Raw genomic sequence first — 12,215 nt, 5'->3', positions numbered from 1 at the left:
GGTTCAAGGAGCATGGCCGTGCGGGGAGTTGGCCGGACTGCCGCTGTGCGTTCACTTCGCCCGACCGCCTCCGGCGGACGTTCACACCGAGGTCAGCTCGGCCCACCCGACCCTCACACCGAAGTCAGCTCGGCCCAGCCGACCGTCCGGTCGCACCACCGCTCCAGCAGCACCCGGTCGTGCCCGACGGCCAGCGGTCCGGCCCCGCTCTCCCGCCGGTAGGTCTCCACGACACCGACCAGCGCGGCCGTGGTCGAGGCATCGAGCATCGCCGTCATCTCGTCGCACACGAGCCGGCGCGGCCGCAGCGCGAGCGCCCGCGCGAGACAGGCCCGCCGCAACTGTCCGTCGCTGACCTCATGCGGCCGGCGGGCCAGCAGGACAGCTCCGAGCCCGACGGTTTCGGCCAACTCCCGTACGGCGTCCGCTGTTTGCCCGGTGGCCGGCGGAGTTCGTCGACAGTGCGCTCGATCAGGTCGCGGTCGAGTCCGGTGGTCGGTTCGTCGGCGAGCAGCAGGGGCGCGTCACCGACGAGGGTGAGTGCGGTGGCGGCCCGTTGGGCGAGCCCGCCGGACAACTCGTGCGGGTAGCGGTCGAGATGGTCCACTCGTAGGCGATGCCGACGACGGCCGAGGTCGCCGCGTCCCCGCTCTCCCCCTCGCCGGGCGCCGAACACGCGGAGGCGACGGTCGCCAGAGCGGCGGCCGTCGCCACGGTGCCCATGCTGCGTATCGATCGGGCCCTCATGCCACCCCCACCCCTTCGGAGCGGGCCTTCGTGCCATCGGCGGGAGTGGACCAGGGCGAGGTCAGGGGGCCTGGAGGTCCACCAGACCGGCCAGTGTCTCGCGGTGGGCACCCGCCGTGCCGTACGCGATCGAGTCGGCCTTGGCGCGTTTCAGGTAGAGGTGGACCGGGTGCTCCCAGGTCATGCCGATACCTGCGTGCAGTTGGACCGCTTCCTCGGCGGCGTGGACCGCGACCTGTGCCGCGTACGCCTGGGCGACGGCGACAGCCACGTCAGGGTCCTCGCCGGTCGAGAGGGCGTCGGCCGCGTTCCGGGCGGCGGCGCGCAGGTTGACCGCCTCCAGCCACACCTGCGCGAGCCGGTGCTTGAGCGCCTGGAAGCCGCCGACGGGCCGGTTGAACTGCTTGCGCTCCTTCAGGTAGCGGACCGTCTCCGTCAAACACCAGTCGGCGAGGCCGAGTTGCTCGGAGGCGAGGAGCCCGGCTCCGGCGCGCAGGGCACGTCGTACGGCCGGTGCGGCGTTCGGGGTGAGGAGCCGCGCCGGGGCCCCGTCGAGGGTGACCGTGGCGACCGGCCGGGTCAGGTCGAGGGAGACCTGCGGAGTGACCGTGACGCCGTCGGCATCGGCGTCCACGGCGTACAGCCCGCCGTCCTCCGACGGCACGAGCAGCACGTCCGCGGCGACCGCGTCCGCGATGCCGGTCAGCTCCCCGTGCAGAGCGCCGCCTTCGTGGCGTACGGACTTGTTGGGCGCCCCGGGCCCGGCGGACAGCGCCACCGCGAGCGCGCCGATCGTGCGGCCGGACGCGAGGGCGGTGAGCAGCTCGGCGGCCTCGTCGGAGCCGCATGCGAGCAGCGTCTCGGTCGCGACGACGGCACTCGTCAGATACGGGACGGGGGCGACCGCGCGGCCCAACTCCTCCACGACGACGGCGACTTCGCGGTGCGTGGCGCCCTGGCCGCCCTGCGCCTCGGGAACGAGGAGACCCGCGAGGCCCATGCCGTCCGAGAGGGCCTTCCACAACTCTGGGTCGTGCGGCCGGTCCGACTCCGTGCGGGCGATGACGCCCGGCGCGTCGCAGAGATCCGTGAGGAGGTCACGGACGGCGGCGCGCAGCGCCTCTTCCTCCTCCGAGTACAACAGGTCGGTCATCGAGCCAGGTCCTTCCAGGCGACGTCCTTGTCGGTGCGCGGCTCGGAGGGCAGGCCCAGCACGCGTTCGGCGACGATGTTCAGCAGGACCTCACTGGTCCCGCCCTCGATGCTGTTGCCCTTGGAGCGGAGGTAGCGGTAGCCGGCGTCACGGCCGGTGAAGTCGACGAGTTCGGGACGGCGCATCGTCCAGTCCTCGTACAACAGGCCCTCCTCGCCGAGGAGTTCGACCTCCAGGCTGCTGATCTCCTGGTTGAGACGGGCGAACGCGAGCTTCATGCCGGAGCCCTCGGGACCCGGCTGGCCCGCGACGAGCTGCTGGCGCAGGCGCTCGCCGGTGAGCCGTGCGACCTCGGCCTCGACCCACAACTTGAGCAGGCGCTGGTGCAGGTCGTGGGTACGCAGGTCGGGGCGCTCGCGCCAGGTCTTGGAGACCGGGCCGATCATTCCGCCCTCGCGCGGGATGCGCATGCCGCCGATGGAGACGCGCTCGTTCATGAGCGTGGTCTGCGCGACCCGCCAGCCGTCGCCGACCTCACCGAGGCGGTGCGCGTCGGGGATGCGGACGTCGGTGAGGAACACCTCGTTGAACTCGGCCTCGCCGGTGATCTGGCGCAGCGGCCGTACCTCGACACCCGGGTCGGTCATGTCGCAGATGAAGTACGTGATGCCGCGGTGCTTGGGCGCGTCCGGGTCGGTACGGGCGATGAGGATGGCCCAGCGGGCGAGGTGGGCGCTGGACGTCCACACCTTCTGACCGTTGACCACCCAGTCTCCCCCACTCTCGGTTTCGCTCGATCGGGAGGGGCCCCCATCATCCCGGACGGCTCGCGTGCCGAGCGCGGCCAGGTCCGAGCCCGCGCCGGGCTCGCTGAACAGCTGGCACCAGACCTCCTCGCCGATCCAAAGAGGCCTGAGGAAGCGGCTCTTCTGCTCCTCGGTGCCGTAGCCGAGGATCGTCGGCGCGGCCATACCGAGGCCGATGCCGATGCGTCGCGGGTCGTTGTCGGGTGCGCCCGCGGCCTCCAACTCGGCGTCCACGACGGCCTGGAGGGAGCGCGGCGCACCGAGTCCGCCGAGGCCCACCGGGTAGTGCACCCAGGCGAGGCCCGCGTCGAACCGCGCCTTGAGGAAGTCGAGCCGGTCGGTCGTGGCCGGCGGCTGCGCGGCCAGCAATTCCTGTGTGCGGCGGCTCAGTTCGGCGGCGTCGGGCGTCACGCCCGTGCTCCTGCTCGTGCTCGTGCTTGCGGGGTCGGTCATCCGGCAGCTCCGTTCTCAAGAGCGGGCACCACGGTGACACGGCCGGTGGTGACGCCGTCGGCGACCCGCTGGACCGCGGCGGCGGCTCCGCTCAGCGGAACGCGCTCGCTGACGAGCGGCTTGATCCCGCCCCGGGCGGCCAGCTCGGTCAGCTCCTCGTGGCAGCGCAGGACCAGCTTCGGGTCCTTGGTGTTGTAGAGACCCCAGTGCAGGCCAAGGATCGAGTAGTTCTTCACCAGCGCGTGATTGAGACCCGGGCTCGGGATGGTGCCGCTCGCGAAGCCCACGACCACGATGCGGCCCTCGAAGGCCACGACCTTGGTGGACTGCGTGTAGGCGTCGCCACCGACCGGGTCGTAGATCACATCCGCGCCCCGGCCGCCGGTGGCCTCCTTCACGGCGGCGACGACGTCCTCGGCACGCCGGTCCACGACGACGTCACAGCCCAGCTCACGGGCGACGGCCACCTTGTCCGCGCCGCCCACGACTCCGATGACCTTGGCGCCCGCGGCCTTCCCGAGCTGCACGGCCGCGCTGCCGACCCCGCCGGCGGCAGCGTGGACGAGCAGCGTCTCGCCGGCCTCCAGACGAGCCCGCCGGTGCAGTCCGAACCAGCCCGTCTGGTAGCCGACGTGCAGCGCGGCGGCCTCGGCGTCGTCCAGCGCGGCGGGGGCCGGCAGCATGGCCGCGGCGTCCACGACGGCGTACTCGGCGAAGCCGCCGTACGGCAGTGCCGGGTTGGCGATCACGCGCCGCCCGTCCTCGGTCTCGCCGCAGATCTCCACGCCCGGCGTGAACGGCAGGGGCGGCCTGACCTGGTACTGCCCGCGGCACATCAGGGCGTCCGGGAAGTTGATGTTCGCGGCGCGCACCTTGAGCAGGACCTGGCCGTCACCGGGCGTGGGCCGCTCCACGTCCTCAAGCCGCATCACCTCGCTCGGCTCGCCGATCTCGTGCACTTGCCATGCCTGCATGCCGGGCCTCCACGGGACTGCTTTGCCTGCCGGGGTCGATTGCATACTAAGCGGTCGCTTGCCCACCTGGGAACACTCCGCGTAAGCCGCTGTCAGTCGTCTTCGCCACGTCGCTTCGGACGCGCCCGTACGTGCATCCGTTCCCCCTGCCGCCCGAAGAGACTCAGGAACTCCACCGGCCCCTCCCCCGTCGACCCGAACCAGTGGGGCACCCGAGTGTCGAACTCGGCGGCCTCCCCCGCGCCGAGTACGACGTCGTGCTCGCCGAGCACCAGGCGCAGCCGCCCGGAGAGCACGTACAGCCACTCGTAGCCCTCGTGCGTCCGCGGATCCGGCTCCAGTTTCCGCTGCGGTTCGAGCACCTTGTAGGCCTGGAGGCCGCCGGGCTGGCGGGTGAGCGGCCAGTGGGTGCGGCCGTGCATGACGATGGGCTTCGCCGCGCGGATACGGGGGTCGCCCACCTGTGGGGCCCCGACGAGTTCGTCGAGGGGCACCTGATGGGCGCGGGCGATGGGCAGCAGAAGCTCCAGGCTGGGTTTGCGCAGCCCGGACTCCAGGCGGGACAGGGTGCTCACGGAGATTCCGGTGGCGGAGGACAGGCCCGCGAGGGTGGCGCCCCGCTCCTTGCGGATGCGGCGCAGCCGCGGTCCGACCTCCGCGAGGACGTCGTCGGTATCGGAGTCCGTACCAGTGCCGGTGTCGGTGCCGGTGTCCGTGCCGGGCTCCTCATGCTTCTGCTGCTCGTGGCGCTCGCTCATCTCCTCATTGCAGTTTCGGCAAAGATGTTTGTCAATACGGCAGGAGGTGAGCGACCTTCTCAGTGGAGGTGGTCACCATGACCGAGAGGTACGAAGTGGTCGTCGTCGGAGGCGGCGCGGCCGGACTGTCCGCCGCGCTCGTCCTGGGACGCGCACGGCGGAGTGTGCTCGTGATCGACACGGGCGGGCCGCGCAACGCGCCCGCGGCCCACATGCAGGGCTATCTGTCGCGGGACGGCATGTCGCCGATGGAGTTCCTCGCCGTGGGGCGCGAGGAGATCGCGCGCTACGGCGTCGAACTCGTCCGGGACCGGGCGGTGGACGTGGCCAAGGACGCGGACGGGGAGTTCGACGTGACGCTCGAAGGCGGGCGCACGGTGCACGGGCGCCGACTGGTCGTCGCCACCGGCCTCGCGGACGAACTGCCGAAGGTGCCGGGTGTCGCCGAGCGCTTCGGGCGGGACGTGCTGCACTGCCCGTACTGCCACGGCTGGGAGGTGCGGGACCAGGCCTTCGGCGTGCTCGCCACGACCCCGATGGGCGTCCACCAGGCGCTGATGGTCTCCCAGTGGTCGAAGAACGTGACCTTCTTCCTGCACACGGTCGCCGAGGAGGAACTCGCGGACGAGGATCTGCGCAGGCTCGCCGCGGCGGGTGTCGACGTGGTGCCCGGCGAGGTCGCCGGGCTGGTCGTCGCCGACGACCGGCTCACCGGGATCCGGCTCGCGGACGGCACGACGCACGAGCGCTCGGTCCTGTTCGTCGCCCCTCGGGCCGTCCCGCGCACCGGCCTCCTTGAGCGACTCGGCGCCGAACTGCAGGAGACACCGTTCGGCACGTACGCCGTGGTCGACCCGACGGGTCTGACCAGCGTGCCCGGCGTCTGGGCGGCGGGCAACGCGATCGGTTTCGGCGAGCAGGTGGTGAACGCGGCGAGCGGCGGCTACCGGGCAGGAGCCACGATCAACGGCGAACTGCTCTTCACGGACCTCGACGCGGCGGTGCGGGCGTAGCCCGGGGCTTGGCCCCGGGCCGTTGGCGGGGCCAAGCCGCACGCGGCCGTGCGACCCCGGGCAAGGCCGATCTCACGGACGCGGACGCAGGCGCAGGCCCGAGCCGTGGCCCCGCGGGGGCAGCCGCGACGTGGCCGTCCGGGGGCGGCAGCACGGAGACGGCCGCGCGGGGGCAGCCGCGCGGCCCGCCGGGCCGGGCCGGCCTCGTCGCAGGCGTGGGCCAAGGCCCGAGCCGTTGCCACGCGGGGCACCCGGGACGCGGGGCGCGGCCGTGCGGACACCGCAGCGCGTGCGTGGGCGTGGGCTCCTGAGCCCCCGGGACCGTGTGGCCCGGCCCTGAACCACAACCCACGGGCCCGCGAGGAGCCCGAAGACCCCGTGCGGGTGTGGACCCGGCGCCTCCGTTGCACCATGGCTGCATGCTGCTGCACCGGCTCGCCCGTGTGTCCCAGGAGGTCGCCGCCACCTCGGCGCGGTCCCGGAAGACGGCTCTGCTCGCGGAGCTGTTCCGGGACGCCGAGGCGGACGACGTGCCGATCGTCATCCCGTATCTGGCGGGCCGCCTTCCCCAGGGGCGGCTCGGCATCGGCTGGAAGATCCTCGGCACGCCGGTTCCGCCCGCCGTGGAACCCACCCTGACCGTGCGGGAGGTGGACGCCCGCCTCACGGACCTCGGCAAGGTCTCCGGCACCGGCTCCCAGGCGGAACGGGTGCGGCTGGTCGGGGAGTTGATGGGTGCGTGCACCGAGTCCGAGCAGCGGTTCCTGCTCGGGCTGATCGGCGGTGAGGTGCGTCAGGGCGCCCTGGACGCCGTCGCCGTGGAGGGGCTCGCCCAGGCGACGGGGGCGCCCTCCGCCGACGTACGGCGGGCGGTGATGCTGGCGGGTTCGCTGCAGACCGTGGCGGAGCGGCTGCTCGCCGACGGACCGGAGGCCCTCGCCGCGTTCCGGCTCACCGTCGGCCGCCCCGTCCAGCCGATGCTCGCGCACAGCGCCTCGTCCGTCAGCGAGGCGATCGACAAGCTCGGCGTCTGCGCGGTCGAGGAGAAACTGGACGGCATCCGGGTCCAGGTCCACCGCGACGGCGACGACGTACGCCTCTACACCCGCACCCTGGACGACATCACGGACCGGCTGCCCGAACTCACCTCCGCCGCACGGGAGTTGAAGGGCGAGCACTTCATCCTCGACGGCGAGGTCATCGCGTTCGACGAGGGCGGGCGGCCTCGATCGTTCCAGGACATCGCGGGCCGCGTGGGCTCCCGCGTGGACGTCGCCACGGCCGCCGAGGCCGTCCCCGTCTCCCCCGTCTTCTTCGACGCGCTCTCCGTGGACGGCCGCGACCTGCTCGACCTGCCGTTCGCGGAGCGCCACACCGAGCTGGCCCGGCTGGTCCCCGAGCCGATGCGCGTACGGCGGACCCTCGTGGCCGACCCGGCGGACGAGCGGGCACGGGCCACCGCCGAACAGTTCCTCGCCGACACGCTGAAGCGCGGCCACGAGGGTGTCGTGCTCAAGGGCCTCGACTCCCCCTACAGCGCGGGCCGGCGCGGAGCCTCCTGGCTGAAGGTCAAACCCGTACACACCCTGGACCTGGTCGTGCTGGCCGCCGAATGGGGCCACGGGCGGCGCACCGGCAAGCTCTCCAACCTGCATCTGGGCGCCCGTAATCCGGACGGTTCCTTCGCCATGCTGGGCAAGACCTTCAAGGGGCTGACGGACGCGTTGCTCGCCTGGCAGACCGAGCGGCTCCAGGAACTCGCCGTCGAGGACAACGGCTGGGTCGTGACCGTCCGCCCCGAACTGGTCGTCGAGATCGCGTACGACGGTCTGCAGCGCTCCACGCGCTATCCGGCGGGCGTCACCCTCCGCTTCGCCCGGGTCGTCCGCTACCGCGAGGACAAGACCCCGGCACAGGCCGACACCGTCGAAACCCTGCTCGCCGCCCACCCGGAGGTCGCCCCGTGACCGCCCCCGCGAAACGCAGCGCGGGCCTGCTCCTGTTCCGCCGCACCGACCACGGCGTCGAGGTACTCCTGGGCCACATGGGCGGCCCGTTCTTCGCGCGCCGCGACGCCGGCGCCTGGACCGTACCGAAGGGTGAGTACGAGCCCGACGAACCGGCCTGGGACGCGGCACGCCGCGAGTTCCAGGAGGAACTGGGGCTCCCGCCTCCCGAGGGCCACCCCATCCCCCTCGGCGAGGTCACCCAGACGAACGGCAAGGTCGTCACGGTCTGGGCCGTCGAGGCGGACCTGGACGTGACGACGACGGTCCCCGGCACCTTCACGATGGAATGGCCGCGGGGTTCGGGCCGGGTCCAGGAGTTCCCGGAACTGGACAGAGTGGAATGGCTGGATCTGGACCGGGCACGGACTCTGCTGGTCAAGGCCCAGACGACGTTCCTGGACCGCCTCGCAGAACAGACGAGCTGAGGAGACGCGCCCCTTCTTTTAGGGGCGCGGGGAACCGCGCGACCAGCCACGGCGGACCCGCACGTCGAATACCGCCCCCGGGACGCCACACATGCCGGGCTCCCGCACGGGTACGCGGCCCCCGTCCGCGTTGCGCCCCGTCCCGCGGAGCGAGATTGTCGAAGTCACAGCCCGTACCAGGAGGTCAAAGCCATGCCCATCGCAACGGTGAACCCGGCGAACGGCGAAACGCTCAAGACCTATGACGCCCTGAGCGCCGAGGAGATCGAACACCGCCTCGCAACCGCAGAGGCGGCGTTCCACACCCACCGCACAACCTCATTCGCCGAGCGGGCACAGCTACTGCACCGAGCCGCCGACCTCCTGGAAGGCGACACGCAGGACGTCGCCCGCGTGATGACGACCGAGATGGGAAAGCCGGTCAAGCAGGCCCGTGCGGAGGCCGCCAAGTGCGCGAAGGCGATGCGCTGGTACGCCGACCACGCCGAGGAACTCCTCGCCGACGAGGAGGGCGACACGGCCGACGCGCAGGACTCCGGCGCCTCCCGCGTCCTCGTGCGCTACCGCCCGCTCGGCCCGGTCCTGGCGGTCATGCCGTGGAACTTCCCGCTCTGGCAGGTGATCCGCTTCGCCGCGCCCGCGCTGATGGCGGGCAACGTCGGCCTGCTCAAGCACGCCTCGAACGTCCCGCAGACCGCCCTGTACCTGGAGGACCTGTTCCGCCGGGCGGGCTACCCCGAGGGCTGTTTCCAGACGCTGCTCATCGGCTCGGGCGCGGTCGAGAACGTCCTGCGCGACCCGCGGATCAAGGCGGCCACCCTGACCGGCAGCGAACCGGCGGGCCGCGCGGTCGCGTCGGTCGCCGGGGACGAGGTCAAGAAGACGGTCCTGGAGCTCGGCGGCAGCGACCCGTACGTGGTGATGCCGTCGGCGGACGTCGACCGGGCGGCACAGGTCGCCGTGACGGCCCGGGTTCAGAACAACGGCCAGTCGTGCATCGCCGCCAAGCGGTTCATCGTGCACACGGACGTCTTCGACGCCTTCGCCGAGCGCTTCACGGCGGGCATGAAGGCCTTGACGGTGGGCGACCCCCTGGACGAGAACACGGACGTCGGCCCGCTCTCCACCGAACAGGGCCGCGGCGACCTGGAGGAACTGGTCGACGACGCCGTCGAGAGCGGCGCGACCGTCCTGTGCGGCGGGGAGCGCCCCGACGGGTCCGGCTGGTACTACCCGCCGACCGTCCTCGCCGACATCACCCCCGAGATGCGCATCCACCTGGAGGAGGCCTTCGGACCGGTGGCGACCCTCTACCGCGCCGCCGACCTCGACGAGGCCGTGGCGATCGCCAACGACACGCCGTTCGGCCTGAGTTCCAATGTCTGGACCCGCGACGAGACCGAGATCGACCGTTTCGTACGTGACCTGGAGGCGGGCGCCGTGTACGTCAACGGGATGACGGCGTCCCACCCGGCGTTCCCGTTCGGCGGGGTGAAGCGGTCCGGTTACGGGCGTGAGCTGTCGGGACACGGAATCCGAGAGTTCTGCAACATCACCACCGTATGGCACGGAGCGTGAGCGTTCCGCAGCTACGATCCCCTCTGTGAACCGCGAAGTGACCCTGCCTCTGATCGTCGACGACCGCGGTACCTTGCAGGTTTCCGCGGCCGACGTGAGCAAGCTCCTGCGAACGATGGGTGGTCGGTGGCTGCATCTGGTGGAGGCGGGGCAGGACGGCCTCGACGAGGACACCGTCGCCGCGCTCACGATCGAGCTTGCGAAGCTTGCCGACCGGATTGATGTGGCGTGCATCGCGCACAGCAGTGGGAGTGCGTCCGGCTAGGTTCGTTGTTCGGCGGCCGTCCGATCGCTGCGGGTTCGTCGTGGCTGGTCGCCCAGTTCCTCGCGCCTCAAAAGACTGCGCAGTTCCCCGCGCCCCTTACGGGGCGATCCGCTGGTCCAGTTCCCACAGTGCGTGCCAGAACTTCGTCTCGTAGGTCTGTAGCAGGCGGCCGTAGTGGTGGACCTCGTTCTCGTCCAGCCGTCCGGTGTCGAGGGCTGCCTGCACGGCCGACAAGGCCCGCTGGTCCAGTTCGGGTGACGGTTCGGCGAAGAAGTCGAAGAAGCCACAAGAGGCATCGTCGAAGCCGTAGTGGTCGCGCAGGGACTCGGCGATCGTGGCGCAATAGCCGCCCCAGGCCGCGAAGTTGGCGCTGAGGGCGAGGACCACCTCGGCCGGTGAGCCGTTGAGGGCCAGCCAGGCGACGTACGCGGGATAGGCCTGGCAGTCGGCGAGGGGCTCGTACGCCGCCTCCCGTGCCGTGTCCACGCCGCAGGCCGTCACGTACGCCCCGAGCCGGTCCTGGGCCAGCGTCTCGCCCTCCGCGAGCATGCCGAAGACGGCCGCGCACTCGGAACCGGCGGTCGTCCCCGCCGCGGCCGACCGTTCGGCCAGGTGGAGGAACGCGCGGCGGTCCGCGGCGATGACGTGGCGCTGTTCGAGGGCGAGGGCCGCGAGCGTGTCGCGGCGGGCCGCGCCTCGGGCGATCAGCGGGAGGAGGCGGTTGGCGTGGGGGTCGGGGGCGAGCTTTCCGGTGGTGCTGTCCAGCAGTTCCCTGGCCGTCCGCGTCATCGCGTACTCCTTCGGTTCGGCTGACTCGCTGACCCTTCGACCAGGGTGCCACGCCCACCCGGGGGTCCCCGATCTGGAGTAGTCCGGCGCGATATCCCGGCCCGGTCGGGTGATCGTGGTGGGACCACCCTTCCGCCGAGGAGAGGGAGTTCCCGGCGGACGAGAGAAGGCGCAGGCACATGGCGACTTTGTGCAGACCCGCGGTGTCCGTTCCGGAATACGTGATCACGATGGAGGAGACGCTGGAGCTGGCGCGCTCCCGCCACCCCGATCACCCCCAGCTGCCGCTCGCGCTCCGGCTGATCGAGAACACCGGCGTACGCACGCGGCACATCGTGCGGCCCATCGAGGAAACCCTGAAGCACCCGGGCTTCGAGGAACGCAACAAGGCCTACGAGGCCGAGGCCAAGGCCCGCGTCCCGGCGGTCGTACAGCGGGCGCTCGACGAGGCGGGAGTGCTGGCCGCCGACATCGACGTGATCATCTACGTCTCGTGCACGGGCTTCATGATGCCCTCGCTGACGGCCTGGCTGATCAACTCCATGGAGTTCTCCAGCGACACGCGCCAGCTGCCGATAGCGCAGCTCGGTTGTGCCGCCGGGGGCGCGGCGATCAACCGGGCGCACGACTTCTGCACGGCCTATCCCGAGGCCAACGCCCTCATCGTGGCCTGCGAGTTCTGCTCGCTGTGCTACCAGCCGACCGACCTGGGCGTCGGCTCCCTGCTGTGCAACGGCCTCTTCGGGGACGGGATAGCCGCGGCCGTCGTCCGCGGACGCGGCGGCGAGGGCATCCGCCTGGAGCGCAACGGCTCGTACCTGATCCCCAAGACCGAGGACTGGATCATGTACGACGTCCGGGCCACCGGCTTCCACTTCCTGCTGGACAAGCGGGTGCCGACCACGATGGAGCCGCTCGCCCCCGCGCTCCAGGACCTCGCGGGCCTGCACGGCTGGGACGCCTCCGACCTGGACTTCTACATCATCCACGCCGGGGGTCCGCGGATCCTCGACGACCTCAGCACGTTCCTCAAAGTGGCACCGGAGGCCTTCCGGTTCAGCCGGGCGACGCTCACCGAGTACGGGAACATCGCCAGCGCCGTCGTCCTGGACGCGCTGCGCCGGCTGTTCGACGAGGGCGGCTCCCACCACCAGGCACGCGGACTGCTCGCCGGCTTCGGGCCGGGGATCACGGCCGAGATGGCGCTGGGCCGCTGGCACCGTTCAGACGAAGAAACGGCATGAC

General features: G+C 71.6%; 11 protein-coding genes and 2 pseudogenes. 6 read left to right on the top strand and 7 right to left on the bottom strand.

Annotation, left to right across the window (positions count from 1 at the left end):
* Positions 1 to 113: 113 nt before the first annotated feature.
* The 6 genes and pseudogenes from ACH4YP_RS22335 to ACH4YP_RS22310 all read right to left on the bottom strand — a co-directional run.
* Positions 114 to 428: pseudogene (locus ACH4YP_RS22335) on the bottom strand (ATP-binding cassette domain-containing protein); the annotation flags it as partial.
* Positions 429 to 442: 14 nt separating this feature from the next.
* Positions 443 to 604: pseudogene (locus ACH4YP_RS22330) on the bottom strand (ATP-binding cassette domain-containing protein); the annotation flags it as partial.
* Positions 605 to 808: 204 nt separating this feature from the next.
* Positions 809 to 1,900 carry an acyl-CoA dehydrogenase family protein gene (locus ACH4YP_RS22325; protein ID WP_398491999.1) on the bottom strand — a complete coding sequence of 364 codons (1,092 nt, stop codon included), beginning with the start codon at positions 1,898 to 1,900 and terminating at the stop codon, positions 809 to 811.
* Positions 1,897 to 3,159 carry an acyl-CoA dehydrogenase family protein gene (locus tag ACH4YP_RS22320; protein ID WP_398491997.1) on the bottom strand — a complete coding sequence of 421 codons (1,263 nt, stop codon included), beginning with the start codon at positions 3,157 to 3,159 and terminating at the stop codon, positions 1,897 to 1,899. The genes ACH4YP_RS22325 and ACH4YP_RS22320 overlap by 4 nt, the downstream gene beginning before the upstream one ends.
* Positions 3,156 to 4,133, bottom strand: a complete 978-nt coding sequence (locus ACH4YP_RS22315; protein ID WP_398491995.1) for an NADPH:quinone oxidoreductase family protein — start codon at positions 4,131 to 4,133, stop codon at positions 3,156 to 3,158. The genes ACH4YP_RS22320 and ACH4YP_RS22315 overlap by 4 nt, the downstream gene beginning before the upstream one ends.
* A 92-nt stretch (positions 4,134 to 4,225) precedes the next feature.
* Positions 4,226 to 4,891, bottom strand: coding sequence for a helix-turn-helix domain-containing protein (locus ACH4YP_RS22310; RefSeq protein WP_398491992.1), 666 nt, complete (start codon positions 4,889 to 4,891; stop codon positions 4,226 to 4,228).
* Positions 4,892 to 4,968: 77 nt separating this feature from the next.
* Here ACH4YP_RS22310 and ACH4YP_RS22305 point away from each other — a divergent pair, with 77 nt between their 5' ends.
* The 5 genes from ACH4YP_RS22305 to ACH4YP_RS22285 all read left to right on the top strand — a co-directional run bounded on the left by ACH4YP_RS22305 (position 4,969) and on the right by ACH4YP_RS22285 (position 10,181).
* On the top strand, positions 4,969 to 5,904 hold the full coding sequence (locus tag ACH4YP_RS22305; RefSeq protein ID WP_398491990.1) for an NAD(P)/FAD-dependent oxidoreductase: 936 nt from the start codon (positions 4,969 to 4,971) through the stop codon (positions 5,902 to 5,904).
* A gap of 419 nt (positions 5,905 to 6,323) precedes the next feature.
* On the top strand, positions 6,324 to 7,871 hold the full coding sequence (locus tag ACH4YP_RS22300) for an ATP-dependent DNA ligase (protein WP_398491988.1): 1,548 nt from the start codon (positions 6,324 to 6,326) through the stop codon (positions 7,869 to 7,871).
* Positions 7,868 to 8,338, top strand: coding sequence for an NUDIX domain-containing protein (locus ACH4YP_RS22295; RefSeq protein ID WP_398491986.1), 471 nt, complete (start codon positions 7,868 to 7,870; stop codon positions 8,336 to 8,338). Before ACH4YP_RS22300 ends, ACH4YP_RS22295 begins: the two co-directional genes overlap by 4 nt.
* 192 nt (positions 8,339 to 8,530) lie before the next feature.
* Positions 8,531 to 9,916 (top strand): NADP-dependent succinic semialdehyde dehydrogenase, encoded by a 1,386-nt coding sequence (locus tag ACH4YP_RS22290; protein ID WP_398491984.1) that lies wholly within the window; start codon positions 8,531 to 8,533, stop codon positions 9,914 to 9,916.
* A 25-nt stretch (positions 9,917 to 9,941) separates the two neighbouring features.
* A complete protein-coding gene (locus tag ACH4YP_RS22285; RefSeq protein ID WP_055617065.1) occupies positions 9,942 to 10,181 on the top strand; it encodes a DUF6213 family protein in 240 nt (79 codons plus the stop codon).
* A gap of 96 nt (positions 10,182 to 10,277) precedes the next feature.
* On the opposite strand, the gene ACH4YP_RS22280 is transcribed toward ACH4YP_RS22285, so the two are convergent.
* A complete protein-coding gene (locus tag ACH4YP_RS22280) occupies positions 10,278 to 10,970 on the bottom strand; it encodes a transcriptional regulator (protein ID WP_398491982.1) in 693 nt (230 codons plus the stop codon).
* Between the two features lie 179 nt (positions 10,971 to 11,149).
* Here ACH4YP_RS22280 and ACH4YP_RS22275 point away from each other — a divergent pair, with 179 nt between their 5' ends.
* Entirely contained in the window at positions 11,150 to 12,214 is a 1,065-nt protein-coding gene (locus tag ACH4YP_RS22275) for a type III polyketide synthase (RefSeq protein ID WP_361056628.1), read from the top strand.
* Position 12,215: the final 1 nt, after the last annotated feature.

The sequence above is a fragment of the Streptomyces sp. NPDC020747 genome (genome assembly GCF_044334695.1).
GTDB lineage: Bacteria > Actinomycetota > Actinomycetes > Streptomycetales > Streptomycetaceae > Streptomyces.
The sequence above is the reverse complement of the archived record's forward strand: the minus strand, read 5'-3'. Positions and strand labels throughout refer to the sequence as shown.